Annotated in this window: 20 protein-coding genes, 4 tRNA genes and 1 riboswitch; of the genes, 8 read left to right on the top strand and 16 right to left on the bottom strand. The window is 29.0% G+C overall.

Annotation, left to right across the window (positions count from 1 at the left end):
• Positions 1 to 11 precede the first annotated feature (11 nt).
• The 12 genes from BM119_RS03115 to BM119_RS03060 form a co-directional block, all read right to left on the bottom strand.
• Positions 12 to 1,901: an NADH-quinone oxidoreductase subunit NuoF gene (locus BM119_RS03115; protein WP_090038816.1), complete on the bottom strand. Its 1,890-nt coding sequence runs from the start codon at positions 1,899 to 1,901 to the stop codon at positions 12 to 14.
• A gap of 6 nt (positions 1,902 to 1,907) precedes the next feature.
• Entirely contained in the window at positions 1,908 to 2,381 is a 474-nt protein-coding gene (gene nuoE, locus BM119_RS03110) for an NADH-quinone oxidoreductase subunit NuoE (protein WP_090039031.1), read from the bottom strand.
• 360 nt (positions 2,382 to 2,741) lie between these two features.
• Positions 2,742 to 3,569, bottom strand: coding sequence for an energy-coupling factor transporter transmembrane component T family protein (locus BM119_RS03105; protein WP_090038814.1), 828 nt, complete (start codon positions 3,567 to 3,569; stop codon positions 2,742 to 2,744).
• Entirely contained in the window at positions 3,566 to 5,272 is a 1,707-nt protein-coding gene (locus tag BM119_RS03100) for an ABC transporter ATP-binding protein (protein ID WP_090038812.1), read from the bottom strand. Before BM119_RS03100 ends, BM119_RS03105 begins: the two co-directional genes overlap by 4 nt.
• Positions 5,273 to 5,354: 82 nt before the next feature.
• The gene (locus BM119_RS03095) at positions 5,355 to 5,912 is read right to left on the bottom strand and encodes an ECF-type riboflavin transporter substrate-binding protein (RefSeq protein WP_090038810.1); all 558 of its coding nucleotides are present in this window, start codon (positions 5,910 to 5,912) and stop codon (positions 5,355 to 5,357) included.
• Between the two features lie 128 nt (positions 5,913 to 6,040).
• Positions 6,041 to 6,655: a thiamine phosphate synthase gene (gene thiE / locus BM119_RS03090; RefSeq protein WP_090038808.1), complete on the bottom strand. Its 615-nt coding sequence runs from the start codon at positions 6,653 to 6,655 to the stop codon at positions 6,041 to 6,043.
• A gap of 346 nt (positions 6,656 to 7,001) precedes the next feature.
• Entirely contained in the window at positions 7,002 to 7,562 is a 561-nt protein-coding gene (thiT, locus tag BM119_RS03085) for an energy-coupled thiamine transporter ThiT (protein WP_090038805.1), read from the bottom strand.
• A gap of 12 nt (positions 7,563 to 7,574) precedes the next feature.
• On the bottom strand, positions 7,575 to 8,237 hold the full coding sequence (gene tenA, locus BM119_RS03080) for a thiaminase II (protein ID WP_090038802.1): 663 nt from the start codon (positions 8,235 to 8,237) through the stop codon (positions 7,575 to 7,577).
• Entirely contained in the window at positions 8,237 to 9,019 is a 783-nt protein-coding gene (gene thiM, locus BM119_RS03075) for a hydroxyethylthiazole kinase (protein WP_090038800.1), read from the bottom strand. The genes tenA and thiM overlap by 1 nt, the downstream gene beginning before the upstream one ends.
• A 117-nt stretch (positions 9,020 to 9,136) precedes the next feature.
• A riboswitch (TPP riboswitch) is annotated at positions 9,137 to 9,238 on the bottom strand.
• A 62-nt stretch (positions 9,239 to 9,300) separates the two neighbouring features.
• Complete coding sequence (locus BM119_RS03070; protein WP_177199299.1) at positions 9,301 to 10,326, bottom strand: 5-oxoprolinase subunit C family protein; 1,026 nt, start codon at positions 10,324 to 10,326, stop codon at positions 9,301 to 9,303.
• 4 nt (positions 10,327 to 10,330) lie between these two features.
• Entirely contained in the window at positions 10,331 to 11,086 is a 756-nt protein-coding gene (gene pxpB / locus BM119_RS03065) for a 5-oxoprolinase subunit PxpB (protein ID WP_207647663.1), read from the bottom strand.
• 102 nt (positions 11,087 to 11,188) lie between these two features.
• Positions 11,189 to 11,956: a 5-oxoprolinase subunit PxpA gene (locus BM119_RS03060; RefSeq protein WP_090038795.1), complete on the bottom strand. Its 768-nt coding sequence runs from the start codon at positions 11,954 to 11,956 to the stop codon at positions 11,189 to 11,191.
• Positions 11,957 to 12,315: 359 nt separating this feature from the next.
• On the opposite strand from BM119_RS03060, the gene BM119_RS03055 reads away from it, so the two are divergent.
• From BM119_RS03055 to BM119_RS03040, 4 genes are all read left to right on the top strand, one after another.
• Positions 12,316 to 12,391, top strand: a tRNA-Met gene (locus tag BM119_RS03055).
• 89 nt (positions 12,392 to 12,480) lie between these two features.
• A tRNA-Met gene (locus BM119_RS03050) sits at positions 12,481 to 12,556 on the top strand.
• Between the two features lie 90 nt (positions 12,557 to 12,646).
• Positions 12,647 to 12,722, top strand: a tRNA-Met gene (locus BM119_RS03045).
• 84 nt (positions 12,723 to 12,806) lie between these two features.
• Positions 12,807 to 12,882, top strand: a tRNA-Met gene (locus BM119_RS03040).
• An 85-nt stretch (positions 12,883 to 12,967) separates the two neighbouring features.
• Here BM119_RS03040 and BM119_RS03035 read toward each other — a convergent pair.
• From BM119_RS03035 to BM119_RS03020, 4 genes are read right to left on the bottom strand one after another with little or no spacing between them, the layout of a single operon-like run.
• Positions 12,968 to 13,780: a DUF4097 family beta strand repeat-containing protein gene (locus BM119_RS03035; RefSeq protein ID WP_090038793.1), complete on the bottom strand. Its 813-nt coding sequence runs from the start codon at positions 13,778 to 13,780 to the stop codon at positions 12,968 to 12,970.
• Positions 13,781 to 13,833: 53 nt separating this feature from the next.
• Positions 13,834 to 14,508, bottom strand: coding sequence for a hypothetical protein (locus BM119_RS03030; RefSeq protein ID WP_090038791.1), 675 nt, complete (start codon positions 14,506 to 14,508; stop codon positions 13,834 to 13,836).
• Positions 14,509 to 14,517: 9 nt separating this feature from the next.
• On the bottom strand, positions 14,518 to 15,216 hold the full coding sequence (locus BM119_RS03025; protein WP_090038789.1) for an ABC transporter ATP-binding protein: 699 nt from the start codon (positions 15,214 to 15,216) through the stop codon (positions 14,518 to 14,520).
• Positions 15,217 to 15,218: 2 nt separating this feature from the next.
• Positions 15,219 to 15,584: a GntR family transcriptional regulator gene (locus BM119_RS03020; RefSeq protein WP_090038788.1), complete on the bottom strand. Its 366-nt coding sequence runs from the start codon at positions 15,582 to 15,584 to the stop codon at positions 15,219 to 15,221.
• A 306-nt stretch (positions 15,585 to 15,890) separates the two neighbouring features.
• On the opposite strand from BM119_RS03020, the gene BM119_RS03015 reads away from it, so the two are divergent.
• From BM119_RS03015 to aspD, 4 genes are all read left to right on the top strand, one after another.
• A complete protein-coding gene (locus BM119_RS03015) occupies positions 15,891 to 16,574 on the top strand; it encodes a L,D-transpeptidase family protein (protein WP_090038787.1) in 684 nt (227 codons plus the stop codon).
• A 308-nt stretch (positions 16,575 to 16,882) separates the two neighbouring features.
• The gene (locus tag BM119_RS03010) at positions 16,883 to 17,794 is read left to right on the top strand and encodes an ABC transporter ATP-binding protein (protein WP_090038785.1); all 912 of its coding nucleotides are present in this window, start codon (positions 16,883 to 16,885) and stop codon (positions 17,792 to 17,794) included.
• Complete coding sequence (locus BM119_RS03005; RefSeq protein WP_090038783.1) at positions 17,794 to 19,017, top strand: ABC transporter permease subunit; 1,224 nt, start codon at positions 17,794 to 17,796, stop codon at positions 19,015 to 19,017. Before BM119_RS03010 ends, BM119_RS03005 begins: the two co-directional genes overlap by 1 nt.
• A gap of 192 nt (positions 19,018 to 19,209) precedes the next feature.
• Complete coding sequence (aspD, locus tag BM119_RS03000; RefSeq protein WP_090038781.1) at positions 19,210 to 20,841, top strand: aspartate 4-decarboxylase; 1,632 nt, start codon at positions 19,210 to 19,212, stop codon at positions 20,839 to 20,841.
• Positions 20,842 to 20,968: the final 127 nt, after the last annotated feature.

Genomic DNA, 20,968 nt, shown 5'->3' with positions numbered 1-20,968 from the left:
CTTCCCCTCCACTACTTAATTACGATAGCCTTAACCGGACAAGCTCCATGGCAGGCTCCACATTTTATACATTTATCTTTATCAATTACATGTTTTTCCTTTATTTTACCCTTTATACAATCAACAGGGCAATTTCTCATACACTTTGTACAACCTATACATTTATCTGTAATTTCATAACTTAAAAGCTTTTTACAAACTTTTGAAGGACATTTCTTTTCTTTTACATGAGCTTCATATTCATCCATAAAGAAATTCATTGTGCTTAAAACTGGGTTAGGTGCTGATTCCCCAAGTCCACAAAGAGAAGTATCTTTAATTACTTCGCAAAGCTCTTTTAATTTTCTTAAATCTTCCTCAGTACCTCTACCTTGAGTAATTTTGTTTAATATTTCAAGAACTCTTTTATTTCCTACTCTACAAGGGGTACATTTTCCACAAGACTCATCTACAGTAAACTCTAAGTAGAATTTTGCAATATCAACCATACAGTTATCTTCATCCATTACAATCATTCCACCTGAACCCATCATTGAACCTATTTCTGTTAAAGTATCATATTCTATTGGTATATCAACCATAGATGCTGGAATACATCCTCCTGATGGTCCACCTGTTTGAACAGTCTTTAACTCTTTATCATCTTTTATTCCACCACCTATTTCATAAATAATATCTCTTAAGGATATTCCCATAGGTACCTCAACTAATCCAACATTATTAATTTTTCCTGCTAAAGCAAAAACCTTAGTTCCTGTTGATTTAGCTGTTCCTATAGTTTTATACCAACTTGCACCATTATTTATTATTGGAGCAATATTTGCAAAAGTTTCAACATTATTTACACATGTAGGTTTTTTCCATAGTCCCTTTTCTGATGTACGAGGAGGTTTCATTGTAGGTTCTCCTCTCATTCCTTCTATAGAATGTATTAATGCTGTAGCCTCTCCACACACAAAAGCCCCTGCTCCATATTTTAGTTCTATATCAAAATCAAAACCAGTTCCTAATATATTTTTACCTAATAATCCTGCCTCTTCTGCCTGGCTTATTGCTATTTTTAATCTGCTAATAGCCAATGGATATTCAGCTCTTATATATATATATCCCTTGTTAGCTCCTACTGCATAACCACATATAGCCATTGCTTCAAGTACACCATGGGGATCACCCTCAAGTATAGCTCTATCCATAAAGGCTCCTGGATCTCCTTCATCAGCATTACATATAACATATTTCACATCATCTTTAGATTTACGAGTAGCCTCCCATTTTCTTCCTGTTGGAAAGCCACCGCCTCCTCTTCCTCTTAGTCCTGATTCTGTCATTTCCTTTGTTACCTCTTCTGGTGACATTTCTGTAAGGACTTTTCCAAGGGCTTTATATCCATCAGCTCCAACTACTTCTTCTATATTTTCAGGATCTATAACTCCACAATTCCTTAATGCAATTCTAACTTGTTTTTTATAAAAAGGAATTTCATCTTTTGTTTCTATCTTCTCTCTTGTTTCTGCATTAGTATATAGTAGCCTGTCTACAATTTTATTGTTAACTATATGGCTTTCAACTATTTCCTTTACATCATCTTCTGAAACTTTTATATAAAAAGTCTTGTCTGGTAGTATCTGAACTATTGGTCCTTGAGCACAAAATCCAAAGCATCCAGTCTTAATTACCTTAACCTTATCTTCCAGCCCCTTATCTTTAACTTCTTTTTGTAAAGCATCTATTACGTTAAATGAATTAGATGCTTTACAACCAGTTCCTCCACAAATTAGTATATGCCTTTCTCCAATTTCACTAATATTCTGTACTTTCTCTGTATTATTTCTCAATTCAATAAGTTTTTTTAACTCATTACTTAAATTTAATAATTCTGTGTAATTAACTACTCTCTTCATAATCTATCATTGCTCCCTTAATTCACTTAAAAGTGTTTTTACTTGTGACTTTGTAAATTGTCCATAAACTTTATCGTTTACACTAACAACTGGCGCTATTCCACATGCACCTACACACCTTAAGGTATCTAATGTATAAAGATTATCTTGTGTAGTTTCACCCTCTTTTATATTAAGTTCTTTTTTAAATTCTTCTAGTATTTCCCCAGCTCCTCTAACAAAGCAAGCTGTGCCTGTACAGACACTTATAACATACTTTCCTTTTGGCTCAGTTGTAAAATAAGAATAAAATGTTACAACTCCATAAACTTTTGAAACAGGTATTTCTAATTTATCAGCAATAAATTTTTGAATCTCTTCATCTAAATATCCAAACATTCCCTGTGCTTTATGTAAAACACCTATTAATGCTGATTCTTTATCTTCCTGTTGTAGAATAAAGTGCTCTAACTCCTTTAGTTTCAAGTTATTTCCACACATTGACCCCAAATTTAATCCCCTCTTTCAATATTTATTAAATTTCATTAATCTAGAATATATTCCTTACATATATTGTTTAATATTGTAGTTATTTTTTTAACATTTTTCAATTTATATTTTATTATATCTAAATGGATTTATCAATACTATTTAATTATTATTTTCAAACAAATTTGACAATTTTAACAATTGTAATTTTTTTTTATTTATACTTTTATTATTTTTCCACATATTAACTAAACAATTATATATTCATTTGTGGTTATATGTATATAATTGTAATTTATTCTAATATATTTATATAAGAAAAGCATTATTGAAATTTTCTATAAAAAGAAGTTCAATAATGCTTTTTATCTTCTAAAATGGATTGTAAAAACGACTTCCATTTTTAAAAGTCATACACAATGATGTTATAAATATTAATATCCCAATTGTTACTGCAATATAGTCGTATTTCTTAAATTCACGGGAATTATACCATGTACGTTTTTTACCATTTCCAAAAGCTCTAAGTTCCATTGCACAGCTTATTGTATCTATTCTATCAAGACTTGAAAAAATAAGTGGCATAAGTATAGCTGATGAATTTTTAATCCTAGTTGTAAACTTTTCTTTTTTAGACATATCTATGCCTCTGGCTTGCTGCGCAAAAGAAATATCTTGATAGTCTCTTTGTATATCAGGTATGTATCTTAAAGCTATTGAAACAGCATAAGATATACGATAACTTACACCTAATCTATTTAAAGAAGATGCAAATTCACTTGGATCTGTTGTTACCATAAACAACAGTGCCATAGGTATTACTGAAAAATACTTAATTGTAACATTGAATTGATAAAACATCTGCTGAGATGTTACCCAATAAGACCCAAATAAATGAACTAATTCATGTTTACTTCCATAAATATTAGCTCCCTCATATGGAGAAAATATAAATATAGCTATATTGTTCAGTAATAAAAAGAATAATATAAAATATAAAATAAATGCTATATCTTTGTATTTTATCTTAGATATTTTAAAAATAACAATACTAACTATAAACATACCTATCAATATTCTTGTATCATATGTTAACATTGATGCTAATGTCCATAATATAAAAAATATAAGTTTTGTGGCTCCTGTTAGATTATGAATTTTAGAGTCTTTTTTTATATATGACAACATAGTTGTGCTCATATTTTCCTATCCTCCCTATCATAGTCTATAAATTTTTCAACAAATTTTCTTGGTTCACTTAATTTAGCTTTTATTGCCAATTCATATAGTGAAGTTTCTTTAAGATTTGCTCTCTTAATTATCTCCCTATCTGTTAATATATTAGATGATATATCATCTGCTATCTTCATACCATTTGATAGAACTATTGCTCTATTGGTATACTCTAACATTAAGTGCATATCATGAGTTACCATTATTATGGTTACCCCTCTATTATTAAGTTGTTTTAAAAATTCCATAATCTCATTATAATGTCTAAAATCTTGTCCAGCTGTTGGTTCATCAAGTATAATGACTTCCGGATTTAGAACCAATATTGATGCTATTGTAACACGTTTCTTTTGCCCAAAGCTGAGAGCCGATATTGGCCAATTACGAAATTCATATAATCCACATATTTTTAGTGTTTTTAGAACTCTATCTTTTATTTCATCTTTATCTACCCCTCTAACTTTAAGACCAAGTGCGACTTCATCAAATATCATATTTTTTGAAATCATTTGATTAGGATTTTGCATTACCATACCTATGTATTCAGCACGTTCTTTTATGGTATCTTTTAAGATATCTCTACCTTTGAATTTTATATATCCTTTTGTTGGCTTATAAAATCCACATATTAATTTTGATATGGTTGATTTACCTGCACCGTTTTTACCAACTATACTTACCATATCTCCTTTATTTATTTTAAATGACACGTTGTTTAATGTTTGTTTATCCTTACTATATCCAAAACATATATTATTTAATTCAATAATTGACTCCTTCTTTGAAGTCTCTTTTTGAATACTTATATTCTTATACCACTTATAAAGTTTTTCTTCAAAATCTTTTACATCTATGGTAGCAATATTTTTAGGGTTAATCTTCTCAGTAATATCGCATCCTGCATATTTAAGAGCAGTTAAATATAACGGCTCACGTATACCATTTTCCCTTAATATATTTGAACATAATAGCTGATTTGGTGACATGTCTCCTATAATTTCACCATCATTCATAACAATGATTCTATCAACATCGCAATGAAGAACATCTTCTAATCGATGTTCTACTATTACTATTGTTTTATTATTATTTTTTTGTATATGATCTATTAATTCTATAGATGTTTTTCCTGTATAGGGATCTAAACTTGCAAGAGGTTCATCAAACAAAAGTATATCCACATCGTCTACTATTGCTCCTGCAACTGTCACACGCTGTTTTTGCCCTCCTGATAACCTATGTGGTGCCTCATTAATATTACTATCTATATCAACAATTTTGGCTACTGTATTAACTTTCTCTATCATTTTTTCCTTGAAAACACAATTATTTTCTAATTTAAAGGCTATATCTTCCCCTACTGTTAACCCTATAAACTGACTATCTGGATCTTGAAGTACAGTTCCAACTATTTTTGATATTTCAAATATACTCATACTCTTAGTTTCTTTTCCATTAATTTTTGCACTACCACTTGTTTCTGCATCATAAGAAAATGGTATTAATCCATTAATGCAATGGGCAAGTGTACTTTTTCCACAACCTGATGGTCCAACTATTAGAACCTTTTCTCCCTGGTTTATTGTTAAATTTATGTTTTTTAAAGTAGGCTTAGCTTGAACTATATACTGAACGCTAAAATCTACAAATTCTATTATTGGCTTCTTCATATACCTATACCTCTAAAATCTTATACTAAAATGTATTATTTTCGTAAAAAAACCGGAGCTCTTCTCCGGTATAGTGATTGATTTAATTTTCTTTATCTAAGCTTCCCCTTTTGGTTCTTGTCTTAGCATAATTAGATGCTAGTATAGTTCCCAAAATCCCTACTGTAATCATATTAGATACTCCACCTATAGCTCCTTGTAAATATACTTTATTAATAGGTTCTGCATATATTAACACATCTAATGTAGGAGCAATTCCAAACCACGCAATAATATTGGCTATGACTTGTATTATATTAAATAGGATTATCTGTTTTTTTTCAAATACTCCTTCGGTAATTCTAAGTTTATTATGAGAAGTTCCTATAATTAATCCAACTACAGCTGATGCTATTACCCAGCTTAGCCATGGTGAACCATAGAACACCGTATCTTTTAATGCATGTCCTATAAATCCAATTAGCATACCTGCCATTGGACCATAAAGCAATGCCATTAATGCTAAAAATGCATAATCAGTCTCTATATTTGTATTAGGTATACCTGTTGGGATTGATCCAAACCTACCTAAAATCATAAATACAGCTGATCCAATACCTATTGCAACAATGGTCTTTATTGATAGTTTTTTATATTTCATCAATTTCTACTCCAAAATCCATATGAAATTTAGTATATTTCATAATTTATATTTAACTTTTTATACATAGTTTAATATAAAATCAATTTCTAATTTTGTCAAGCTGTACTTATATAATCATATAGATACTAAATCTTTTTACTCCATTTTTTACATTCACCATATATATCATTTTCCTTTAATATAGCAGAAATCACTGCATAACCAGCTAAATTAAATGGCTTGATTAAATGAATATTTTCTAGTGTTAGTCCACCTATCGCAACTATTGGTATATCAACATTTTTTTGTATTTCACACAAAACCTCATGGGTTACATGTTTTGCATCTAATTTTGTGCTTGTAGTAAACATAGCACCAACTCCTAAATAATCGGCACCATCTTCTCTCGCCTTTACAGCTTCTTCTACAGTTCTCGCTGACACACCAAGGATCTTATCTTTTCCAATTAATCTTCTTACTTCTTTAGCTGGTATATCACTTTGTCCAACATGTACACCATCAGCATCAACAAGAATTGCTATATCAACCCTATCATTTATTATAAACAGTGCATTATATTTTCTTGTAAGTTTCCTAAGTTCACGTGCTTTTTCTAAAAATTCTTTTCCTAGACAATCCTTCTCTCTTAATTGTACCATGGTTGCTCCACCTTTAAGAGCATCTTCTATGCATTTATAAAAGTCTCGTCCTTTTAAAATATCTGAATCTGTTACTAAATAAAGTTTTAATTTTTCTTTCATTTTTTATCTTAACCTCCTACCTCAATAATTTAATATTCTCTCGTATAATAAGTTTTGCTATTTTTATAGAACAAAAGGCTGCGCCCTTTTTTCAATTGACAATTGATAATTGACAATTGACGATTATTGTTGGAAGTCACAGACTTCCTAAATATAAAGTTGAAGGTTGAGAGTGGAAAGTTGAAAGTTCAGGTTGAAAATCACAGATTTTCTCTAAATTATATTTTTTAAATTTTAAAATCTTCCTTAGAAGATTTATCCTTGAATTGTCAATTTTCAATCGTCAATTGTCAATTTCTTAAACTCTTGCAACTTGCCACTTGTAATTTTTCACTCATTAAAGTTTTCAACTAAAAAATCTATATATTTTAATAGTTATCAAAGTTATCCACAGATTCGAAATTTTATAATATCCTATAAAGGAACAAAGATTCATTCCTGGTGGTGCATATTGTGAAAAGAAGGCTACTCCTGAAATTATGCTTATAAAAACACTTAAAGATGAAGATAATAAACATCCCCATATTATTTTAATTTTTTTGTCATTACCAAAAACACCAGCAAGTCCTAATGCCATATTTGAAAATACATAATCCAATAATAGTTGAAGAGGATGAATTATAAATCCACCATTTAAAAGTTTAAATAATCCTAATATCAACCCACCAGTAACTCCTGCTACTCTTCCATATAATAGAGAAAGTAGCATTATCGGCATCATTGAAAGTAATGTTATCCCTCCTCCTTGAGGATATTTTATAAACTGTATCATATGTAAAATATATGATAATGCAGTTAACATGGCTATAGGAACCATTGTTCTAATGTTCAGTTTATGTTTTTTAAAATCAACTAAATATAAACACGAAATCACTACACTTACTACTACGATAATAAAGTTCACCATGTCAATTCTCCTTTATTTTACCTCTTCATATGCCATATCCCAAAATTGCATTTCATAAATACTAGATGTTACAAATATATCTCTTAGTTTTTCTTTTTCTTTTTCTGTTAAATTACTACACAAATTATCTGTATACTCTATCCATTCATCTGTAAAATCCTTATATGACTGGGATGAATAAACTTCCACCCAAGGTTCATAAAAATTTCCTTTTAGATTATCCTTATATCTCTTTGCTATCTCCATTCCTATATAGTTATAACTCCATGTACATGGTAATACAGCTGCTGCTATTTCTTTAAGTTCTCCAGTTAAAGCCTCTCCTTTCATATAGCTTGTATAACTTTTAGTAATTAACGTTGATTCACATCTTTCAAGATCTGTTGGTTTTATTCCAAAATTCTTTAAATATGTTATATGCACTGCTGTCTCATCATCCATTGACCCTTTTATAGCATTATAAAAAAATCTCATTTCCTCCATAGTTGAAGCCTTTATTACTCCTAAACAAAATACCTTTGAATATTCTTTAAGATATAAATAATCTTGTATTAAATAATTTTTAAATTTCTCCTTAGGAAGAGTCCCATTTGCTAATTCTTTTATAAATGGATGATTTAAATAGCCCTCCCATATTTCTTTTGATTCTTCAAATAAATATTCTGTAAATTTCATTACATCTCAACCCTTCCAAATTTTTTTATTGTCTCTTCATTCAACTTGTATACATTATCCATTAACTTAACCTTAAAACTTCCTATTGGTATTTCTTCTTTATCTGCTAGCTCCCCACTTAAAGACATTGTAATCACACCCATAGTAGCTGCCTGTAATATATTATTTGTACATCCTAAATAACTTCCTATAAGACTTGCTGTCATACATCCTGTTCCTGTTATACTTTTAAGTTTTTGTGTTCCATTATGTACTTTCGTAGTATTTTTTCCATCAGTTATAATATCAATTTTTCCAGTGCTAGCCACCACACATTCTAATTTAATAGCTATTTTTTTTATAATTTCTAGTAGATCTTCCTCATCATCAAAAGAATCTACACCTTTTCCCCTAACATCAAATCCTCCTATATACTTTATTTCTGATGAATTTCCTTTTATTACTTGAAATTTAACTTCATTAAGTAATCTATTTATAAAATCTTTCCTAGTTTTAGTTGCAAATACTCCAACGGGATCTAATATAACAGGCTTATTATACTTATTTGCCATCTTACCTGCCTCTATAAACAAATCTAAGTAGGATGAATTCATAGTTCCTATGTTTATAACCACAGCGTTTGCAATACTTACAACCTCTTCTACCTCTTCCTTTGAATAGCTCATTAAAGGACTAGCTCCTAGTGCCAAAGTTATATTAGCACAATCGTTTATTGTAACTTCATTTGTGTAATGTAATACTAATGGATTTTTTTTCTTAACATCATTTATTAAGTTATACATATTTTTATCCTCCTTTTTATTGAACAAATAACTATATTATGAAAAAAGAAAAGAGCTATATTCCAACGTGGAATATAGCTCTTTGATAACTATTTCATAAAATATATAAAAATTATTCTTATATATAATAAGCTTTCCTACGCTGGTATTATCCAGATCAGGTACAAGAGTTGATAAAAAATTTATCTCTCAGCCTATTAGGCACCCCTAGCTAAATATTCTATTTTATTCTTTTATTATATTACTCTTTATGTTTTTGTCAACTAAACCTTTACAGATCACTATTGTTCTTCTATAGAAATAACATAGGTATTACCATTAACTTTTACATTATAATAATTATCACTTAAATTTCTGTCTAATAGTATGCCTTTTATTTGGTTTAGTTTTTCATAGTATTTCTTATATAAGTTATGTGATTTCTCTAAACTTATATTTGTAAACTTTATTTTATCACCAGGTTTAAGTTGTGCTACCTTATCTAAGTCACTAAAAATTACAGATGCTATTTTAGGATATCCACCAGTTGTCCCACAATCGTTCATTAAAATTATTGGCATTCCATCTCCTGGAACTTGAATTGATCCAATATTGTTTGCATCTGATATTATATTTGAACCTTTTTTATGAACTAAAGATTCTCCACTTAATCTAAATCCAACTCTATCAATTAAAGGAGATATTTCATAAGTTTCATCTAAAAATTTATTTATCTCTTCTTTTGAAAAATAATCATCTTGAGGTCCTAAAATTACATTTACATTAATTGAATTTTTATAAATTGGCACATACTGATTTGGTAGTTTATTGTTAATATACTGATTTATGTTTGTCTCATTAGTTAATATTTCAATATCATCATTTAATTTTAAATTTCTTCCACAAACTCCACCAAAATGTCCTTTTATATTTGTAGAATAACTATTAAGCACTTTATTTACATGAAGCCCTCCAGCAAAACTTAAATATGCAACCATTCCATTTTTATCTCCCTTAAATGAAAGAACATCTCCTGAATTTACTTTAATAGCTGTCCACAAAGGTACTTCTTTATTGTTTATCCTTGGATTTAAATTTCCACCACATATAGAAATTAACTCCTTATTATAAAATTGGATTTCTGGTCCACTAATCATCATTTCCAGTGATGGCATAAGCATTTTATTTCCAACTAAAAAATTTGCAATTTCATATGAAAATCTATCCATAGCGCCTGATGATGCAATCCCTAAACTTCTATACCCAAACCTGCCTTTATCCTGAATTGTAGTAAAAAAACCTGGATTTAATATTTTAATTTTCCCCATACTCCTATGCCCCTTTTTTATTTTTAAATTCAATATAGACCTTTTCCTCAATAGGCTTAAATCTAACATAATTTCCTGGAGTAATAAGTACAGGTGAATTAGAATTTGGTTTAAACAATTCCATAGGAGTTTGTCCTATTATATTCCACCCTCCTGGGCTTTCTAATGGATATATACCCGTTTGGTTACCAGCTATTCCAACTGCCCCTGATAATATTCTTTTTCTTGGCACATTTAAGCGTGGTGTTGAAATTTTACTATTCATTCCTCCTAAATATGGAAAACCCGGAGTAAACCCTATCATGTAAACTAAATATGTTTCCATAGAATGAATTTTAATAACATCCTCTTTAGTTAACTTATTATATTTTGCCACTCTTTCTAAATCAGGACCATATTTTCCTCCATATATGACAGGTATATCTATAACATCTTTCATGTTGGATGTTTTATTTTTAATATTCTGAAATTTATTTTCAATATCCATCTTTAATCCTATTAAATCGCACTCTATAGGATCGTAGAATATTGTAATTGAACAATATGTTGGCATAACTTCGTTTATACCCTTTATTTTACTTTCTTTTAAATATTCATATAATGCTATAACCTTACTATTTATTTCTGTAGTTATTTCACTTCCAATTTCCACTGTAATTGCTGTATCCCCACAATATAAAAATCTTAATTTATTAAACATTATGCAATTGATAAAAACTAAAAGTATATACTCTAATTGTATATATTTTATTTTTATCAATCCTCCCCCCCTGTATTTTTTAAATTTTAGATCAGAATCACTTCATAATCTTATCAACAATCTAATTTACTTTGTCACTAAATAAAGTCTTACTGATATTTTTTATACAAAGCTTTTAAGAGGTTTAAATATAACTCCTTCTCCTTCAAGAACTCTTCTAATTTCCTGTGCAAAGTCTAACGCCTCTTTATTATCACCATGTATACAAATTGAATCTGTATTTAATTTCACTTTACTTCCTTCTATTGTTTTAACTTCCCCATAAAGAACGATATTTTTCACTTGATCTATTGCTTTGGTTTTATCTATTATTACTGCACCTGGAATTTTTCTTGATACTAAATTCCCATCTTTATCATAAGCTCTATCTGCAAAAATTTCATTAGCAACTCTAACTTTTTCTTCTTTACAAGCACTTATAAAGTTGCTATTTGATAATCCAAGAAATATTAGATTATTATCTAACTCTTTTACTCTTTTAATAATATATTGGGATAGCTTATAGTCCTTCATTACCATATTATAAAAGGCGCCATGCAACTTTAAATGCTGAATTTTCTTCTTATGAGTTTTTGCTATTGCATTTAATGCCCCTAATTGATATAAGCAGTAATTGGCAGCTTCATTAAAAGAAACATCCATTTTCCTTCTACCAAAACCTAAAAGATCTGGAAATCCAGGATGAGCACCAATTTCAACCATAGCTTTATTGCAAAGTCCACACGTATAATCCATTATATTTGGATCTCCACTATGATAGCCACAAGCTATATTGGCTGAAGTTATTGTGTTATAGAGTTCATTTTTTTCAAAGGAATTGTATTGTCCAAAACCTTCACCTACATCAGAATTTAAATCAATATACCTCATTTTTCTCTCCTTATTAAAAAACATATTTTTCTAAAATCCCCATCTTATATTTCTCTCTTTTTAGTTATTATAACTAATTTGTAATAACTTGTCATTTTATTCTTATTGACTTAATGATAAAATTTTAAATATATTTTTCTCTTAGACTTCTAACATCTATATTATTTTAATATGTTTAACTTATAAGGTTATATTAATGATGAATTTGGTAATAATAGAATAAGTTTCTTGACTTATTTAATATAATGTATTATACTAATCAAGGCTTCAAATAGTAAGCTAATAACTTAGAATTTAACTTATTCAATGTAATATATTATACTAATAAGACTTTAAGTAGTAAGCTAATAACATAATGACGCGGGGTGGAGCAGTTGGTAGCTCGTTGGGCTCATAACCCAAAGGTCGTAGGTTCAAGTCCTGCCCCCGCAACCAAAGCTTTTATATTAAATTAAGAACTTGACTTATTTAATGTAATGTACTATACTGAAAAAGCTTCAATTAGTAGACTAATAACATAATGACGCGGAGTGGAGCAGTTGGTAGCTCGTTGGGCTCATAACCCAAAGGTCATAGGTTCAAGTCCTGTCTCCGCAACCAAAGCCTTTATATTAATTAAGGATTTGACTTATTTAATGTAATGTATTATACTAAAAAAGCTTCAATTAGTAGGCTATAATAACACAATGACGCGGAGTGGAGCAGTTGGTAGCTCGTTGGGCTCATAACCCAAAGGTCATAGGTTCAAGTCCTGTCTCCGCAACCAAAGCTTTTATATTAAATTAAGAATTTAACTTATTTAATGTATTATACTAAAAAAGCTTCAATTAGTAGGCTAATAACACAATGACGCGGGGTGGAGCAGTTGGTAGCTCGTTGGGCTCATAACCCAAAGGTCGTAGGTTCAAGTCCTGCCCCCGCAACCACAAAAAAGGTTCTATATTTATATAGAACCTTTTTATATTATATTAGTGCACATGAAGAAAAAACTTGTTATTTTTTTGAATGTGCCTAAATACTGTTATTAATAGTAACACTTCCAATTGAAACTAATAAGTCAAACAAATATTTATTTTCTCCTGATGTTATCGCCTTAACATCACAACTTCCTATTCCTGATTTTGTTTGGAAATATACTGGAGAGTTTTTAGGTATACTTATATTAGCTTCCCCTACTCCTCCTTTATATCTTAAATTTCCACCTACTTCTTCCATAGTTAAATTAATTTCTCCCACACCTCCATTTATAACTATATCTCCACATTTTTCTTCAAGATTAATATTTGATTCCCCAACCCCTTGATTTAATTCCATATTGTTGAACTTAGCTTTATCTATGGATAATTCTCCTGCTCCTCCATTTATTTTGAAATTATTCATAGATACATCACTAACATGAACTTCCCCTGCTCCATAATTTAAAGTTACATCACCCTTATATTGTTTAGGAATTTTTATACTTATTTCTCTTCCTCCGTTAGAACTATTAATAGCTACTTTATTCTTCTCTTCCTCAATATTTAACAAATCTTTATCTTTTTCAATATTAATATTTGTTTTAACATTACTATTAGATTTACTTACTATTTCAACTTCATTACTATCACTTTGTATAATATCTATTTTTGCAAAATTCATAGATATGTTAATTCTATTTAACTCCTCTATTTTTACCTTCTCATCGATATCTTCTATTACATTGTTGTTTAATCCACTATCTTTTTGAACTTCATCCGGATGATTAATACCTACACTTACATCACATCCCGTCAACGCCCCTATAAGAAGAGCACCCATTACAACCATACCTAATCTTTTTTTCATACTACCAATTCTCCTCTTTATTATTTTAGTAATACTGTAGTTTCTATCTAATTTTATATAATATCTTTGTTTTTATCTAATCTTAAGCTTCCATAGAAAATTAATGCTACAACTACACACAACTCTATAAATATTTTAAATAAATTAAATTCTATAACTGTACCAATTCTCAAATAAATATATGGTATTAAGTTAAATAACTTTTCAAAAATACTATCAGCTAGCCATTGTCCTACAACTACTGTTCCTATGACACATATTACAACCTGTTTTGTTTTATTAAAAAATGTTGAATATATAAGAATTAATAAAATTATAAACGTATATGATGAAATCATTCCAAATAAAATTTTCACTAAAATTAACACAGATCCTTCACTAAAGCTTGAGTTAAATATAGCTATTCCTAAACTATATAATCCAACAAGTGCACCTTGGCTAATTATAAATTCTAAGATTTTCGATATAACAAACTCATACCCTTTAATAGGAGCTAAAAATAATAGACCACCTTTTGACCTTGATATTTGCTTAGAAAATTCAATCATATGATTTACTAGGTTTATTGTTAAAATTATAGATATTATTGGTATCGCTTCAAATCCTACAGTAAATATTGATATAAAATGTCCAATAAAAAGACTTATCAATAATATTATAACTTCAACAAAATATAAGTTTTTAAGCTCTTTCAATGTATATTTTATTATATTAATAATGTTTTCCATAAATTTCACCTACTCATTAAAAATTTTTTTATAAATTTCTTCTATTGATGTACCATATTTTTCTCTAAGTTCTTCAGCATCTCCATGTTCAATTATCTTTCCTTCTCCTAAAAATAAGACCTCATCAAATATATTTTCTAACTCTCCAATATAATGAGTTGTTATAATCATTGATGAATCTATTGTTATATTGTCTATTATTACATTTACAATTTTATCTCTTGTTACAGTGTCTACCCCAGATATAGGTTCATCTAAAATATACAATCTTGCTTTTCTACTTAATGTTAAACTCAATGAAAGTTTTTCAAGCATACCCTTTGATAACTTATTTACCGTCATATTTTCCTCTAATTTCATAAATTTAAGTAAATCACTCATCTTATTACTATCAAAATCTTTTAAAAAATCCTTATAAAAATTAATTGCATCCTTTATACTCATCCAGTTGTATAAAACATTTTTTTCTTGTAAAAAGGAAACAACTTTTTTTGTTTCATAACTCACATTTATTCCATCTATACTAGCAACACCACTGGTAGGTTTTATCAATCCACCTATAATATTTAAAAGGGTAGTTTTCCCTTGTCCATTAGGTCCTAAAATCCCTACTACTTTTCCCTCTTTTAACTTAAAATTTATATCCTTTAAAACTTCTTTATTTCCATAATTTTTAAAAACATTACTTACTTCTAAAATCTCATCCATTCTTATACCTCCTCATACATTTCAAGTATTGATTCTACAACTTCTTCCTTTGTAAACCCTAAAAGCTTTGTAGTTTTTATAAATTCCTCTAATTTTTCCTTTGATATATTCTTTCTCAATTGTTTTATAGCACTTTTATCATCTGTAACAAATTTTCCTACTCCTCTTTGGGTATATATTAAATTATCATTTTCAAGCTCCATATACACCCTTTGAATTGTATTAGGATTTACCTTTAATGAGTTTGCAAATTCCCTTACTGATGACATTCTCTCTCCCCCTTTAAATTCTCCAGAAACTATTTTCATCTCTATATGTTTTTTGATTTGTATATATATAGGCTCCTTGGAGTTCAATTCAAATTCCATTCTTTCTCACCTCTTATCCCAAAGTATTAGTGTGTTAGTTATATAATACACTAATACTTTTAAAAATGTTACTTTTATTTTCCTCTTATTAAGTAAATCAGCTCATTTTATATTCTCTTTTCTCTGATTTTCTAAAAAATACATAGTTTTTTAGAATTGGGACAATATAAATTAGTATTTAATAAAGTGGCTACACCACGCTTAATTGATAATTGACAGTTTGCAATTGTCCATCTTCAATTCTCAATTTAAAAAATTTTTATATTTTCATAAAAATAACTATTAAAAAGATACATAGGTGATGAAATGAAAAAAACAACTAAATTCCTTATAGTATTTCTTATATTTAATATTCTTAATACTCATTTAGTTATTGCTAAAGACTCTTCTATGGTTAAAAACACTAAAGAATATTTAATTTTTGTAGATATTAATGAACTAACCCTATCATTAGTAAACAAAGAAAATTATGACTTTGAGAAAACATATCCAATAGCCATAGGTAAGAAAGAAACCCCTTCTCCTATTGGTACATGGCAAATTACTAGCAAAGCTCATCTTCCTGGACCTTTTGGAGGTTATTGGCTTGGCCTTAATACTCCTTGGGATACATTTGGTATTCATGGAACTAATAATCCAGGTTCCATAGGAAGTATGGCGTCTAGTGGATGTATAAGGATGTACAATTATCATATAGAAGAAGTCTTTTCTTTGGTAAATTATGATACTATAGTTATAGTATATCCAGGTCCTACTTGGCTTTTCACATCATACAATAGGACTATACATCCAAATGACAAAGGTACTGACGTTTATTTTGTCCAAAGAATGCTCAAATCCCTTGGTTATTTTAATGACTCTGTTAACGGTATTTATGACTATTCTTTAGAGGTAGCTGTTTTGAAGTATAGAGAAGAACATGACCTGCCTTATGGAAAAGAAATAGATAAAGTTTTTCTTGATAGTATTGGACTTTATAAAGTTGATTAACCTACATAATTAAATTTACTTATATCCCTTCAATGTTTATAAAAATTTCATGAAATTTAAAAACTATATAAAATCATAAAAACTTTTTCTTTAACTTTAGAGGAAAAGTTTTTTATTTTTATCTATAATATATTAATAATACTTGAACTTAAGATACTTAATTGTAAGCTTAATTAACTTTTCTTACATTTTCTTAAGAAATATTTAAGATTGTTTTATGAAAATCTAAAGTTTTACAAGTTATAATGGTATATAAAGGTATCAAAAAATTTCAAAGAAAACTTAACCATAAAACTTGGAGGTATTATATGAATATTTTAGAAGTTTCCAACGTTAAAAAGCGTTTGGGAAAAAGGGAAATAATTAAAGGTATTTCCTTTAATGTAAAAGAGGGAGAAATTTTTGGATTTCTAGGACCAAATGGTGCAGGTAAAACAACAACTATAAGAATGCTTGTTGGACTAATAGCTCCAAATGAAGGTTCAATTAAAATTGTGGGACATGATTTAAAAAAAGATAGAGAAAAAGCTTTATCTTGCTTAGGAGCAGTAGTTGAAAATCCTGAATTATATGGATATTTAACAGGCCGTGAAAACTTAATGCAGATAGCAAGAATAAGAAAAGTTCCAAAAAAACGTGTGGACGAAGTAATATCACTTATAGGTTTAGAAGGAAGAATAAATGATAAATTCAAAAAATATTCTTTAGGTATGAAACAAAGATTAGGTCTTGGTGCTGCTCTTCTTGACAACCCTAAACTTTTGATTCTTGATGAACCTACAAATGGCTTAGATCCATCTGGTATTCTAGACTTTAGAAATATCGTAAAAAAAGCAGCTAAAGAAGATGGAATGTCTGTGTTTGTGTCATCTCATATTCTTAGTGAAGTTCAACAATTATGTGATACAGTGGCATTTATTAACAATGGAGAAATCCAATCTATCGAAAATCTATGTGATTCTAACATAGAAACTAAAACAGATACAATGATAGTAATAACCACTGAAAATAATGATGCTATAGACATAATAAAGAACCTAGAATTTGTAAATAACATTTCAGAAGATATTGGAGCTTTAACCGTAAATCTAAATCCAAATTCAACACCACAGCTTGTTGAAGCCTTAGTTCAAAATAATATAGGTGTTGTTGAGGTCTATAAAAAACATGTGGGCCTTGAACAAAGATATATGGAACTTGTTGAAGGAGGAATTAGATAATGATTGGTATTTTAGTAAAAAATGAACTTAGAAAATTACTTAGACGTAGCAAAACATGGATTATATTTGGATTATTTATAGCAGCCCTTTTACTTATTGGCGTTGGTGACTATTTTAGTGGAAAATCTATGGAAAAATATAATTCTCCAGAATTTAAAATAGAAAATATAAATAACGAAGTTGAATATATTGAAAAAGATTATCTTTCTTCTTCTAAAGACCTACAAAATAAAGACCCTGAAAAATATGAACAGATGACAAATAGAGTTAATGATCTTAAAAATGAAAAGACATCTTTAGAAAATGCTATAAAAGATCCATCAAAATCAAAGGATCTTTGGAAGGTTCAATTAGATGGACAAATTAAAGACATTGAAAATCAACTAAAAGACGATACTATGCCTGAAAGATATAAAGGTCAAATGAAAACTCAATTAACTCAGTTAAATTATTTAAAAGATAATAATATAAAACCGATTAATGAGTGGGAACTTAATTCATATAATTATCTAAAATCTGTTATGCAGATTTTAGGAGTATTTTTACTTGGAATTGGTATAGCACTATTTATGAGTGACATAGTTTCTGGAGAGTGTACTCCTGCTACTCTTAAATTTTTACTTATTCAACCAATATCACGTGGTAAAGTTATTCTTTCAAAATTTATTGCAGTTTGTATAACCTCTGTTACAATGATTCTTAGTACTGAAATCTTAGGGTTTATAATTATTGGTTTATTTAAAGGTTTTGGTAATTCTAATTATCCAATGACTATTGGAACCAAATTCCAATATGATTTAAGTAAGATTGAAGATGGAATACATCCGTTAATCGAAATTGCTAATAGTACAACCATGATTTCATTATCTCAATTTACTTTAAGATCATTTTTACTTCAAGCCCTTTATATAATTGCTTGTTGTTCATTTGTTTTCATGGTATCATCCTTAGTTAAATCCAGTATGACTTCAATGGCAATAGCTACATCTGTACTTATTGCTTGTAATATATTTAATACTGCATTTGCTTTCTTTAGAAAAATTTCATTCTTGTTATTTACAAGCTTTGGAACCCCAAGTGACTTACTAACTGGACAAATAGCCATTTTCTATAATAAGCCATTTATAACTCTGGGCTTTGGAATTATAGTTATGCTATGTTGGATAGTTGGTTGCTATCTAATAGCTCACTTTATATTTAAGAAAAAAGATATTCTAATCTAATTTAAAATAGAGCTTTTAACATGAATAAGATGTTAAAAGCTCTATTTTTTATAAATAATTATATTTTCCTTTATTCTACTTAGTGAATACCTGATTCTAAACTTGGATAACCTAAATTGATGATTATTATGAATATTAATAAATTCAGTTTATTAATATATAAAAATACTTGTTATATTTGGAGGTATTTTAATGGATTTTGTTAATCTTGAACTTAAAGAAATGGAAAAAATCTATGGTAAAATTAGCCCTTTTGAGTTTAAAAATAAATTAATTCAATTAGCAAAAGACCCAAAAGAAAAAAGTGCTCGTACCTTGCTTGATGCTGGTCGTGGAAATCCCAACTGGACTGCTTCAACACCCCGTGATGCATTCTTCACTTTTGGTCATTTTGCTGTATCTGAAACTCGTAGAGTTCAGGATGATGGTGATTTAGCAGGTATGCCTGAAAAAACTGGTATCTGTAATAGATTTTATGAATATTTAGATAAAAACCTAAACTTTCCTGGAGTAGACCTTCTTAAAAATATTATTGATTATGGCATAAATGAGCAAGGTTTTAATGGTGATGATTGGATTCATGAATTAGCTGATGGAATAATTGGTGACAATTATCCTTTTCCTGATAGAATGCTACCACATATTGAAAAAGTAGTTCATGATTATCTTCTCCAAGAAATGTGTTATGATAAACCACCTAGTGGGAAATTTAAATTATTTGCCGTGGAAGGCGCTACGGCTGCCATGTGCTATATCTTTGATTCATTAATAGCTAATAATCTAATCCATAAAGGTGATAAAATAGCTCTAATGACTCCTATCTTTACACCATATCTTGAAATCCCTCTTTTACCAAGATATGATTTAGACATAGTTGCTATAAGTGCTAGTGAAAAATCTGAAGATGGTACTCATACTTGGCAATACCCTAAAAGTGAGCTTGAAAAGTTAAATGATAAAGCTATTAAAGCACTGTTTATGGTTAATCCTAGTAATCCTCCTTCTATGGCTATGAACCCAACATGTATAAATACTCTTGTTAACATTGTAAAAGAAAATAATCCAGATTTAATGATTATTTCTGACGATGTTTATGGTACGTTTGTAAATAATTTTAGATCTTTAGTTTCATATCTGCCTTTTAACAGTATTGGTGTTTATTCATTTTCAAAATACTTTGGTGTTACAGGTTGGAGGCTTGGTACATTAGCTTTACATGAAAATAATGTTTTTGATAAATTATTAAGTAAATTTAAGAACTCTGAAAAAGATGTTTTAAATAGAAGATACGGTGCACTTTCCTCAGACCCTGAATCCCTACCTTTTATTGATAGGATTGTAGCTGATAGCAGGCAGGTTGCTCTTAATCATACTGCAGGATTGTCCACCCCTCAACAAGTACAAATGGCCTTCTTTTGTGCCTTTGCACTATTAGATAAAGATAATAAATATAAAAATCAAACAATAAACATATGTCATAAAAGACAAAAACTATTGTTTGATGGTTTAGGTATAGATATTAAGATTAATCCTTATGATGCTGCTTATTATACTCAATTTGATCTATTGGAATGGGCTTATATTAATTACGGAAAAGATTTTGCTACTTACTTGCAGTCTAACTATAAACCTGTAGATATCTTATATAGATTAGCTCAAGAATCTTCTATAGTACTGCTAAGTGGTGGTGGCTTTCACGGTCCTGAATGGTCTATTAGAATATCCCTAGCTAATCTCGAGGATGAATCATATTCTAAAATAGGTTCTGTACTTAAAAGCATATTAGAAAATTTGGCTGAAAATTGGAAAAAAACTTGTCAATAATTTTCAGTGTTAATTTACATTACAATTAAGTACCCATCTCTAGAATATTATATTACAATTTCAAACCTTTAAATTCCCCATATTATAGGACTTCTAAAATATCCTATAATATGGGGATATTAATAAT

It is taken from the genome of Clostridium frigidicarnis, from assembly GCF_900111985.1.
GTDB lineage: Bacteria > Bacillota > Clostridia > Clostridiales > Clostridiaceae > Clostridium_Z > Clostridium_Z frigidicarnis.
The sequence above is the reverse complement of the archived record's forward strand: the minus strand, read 5'-3'. Positions and strand labels throughout refer to the sequence as shown.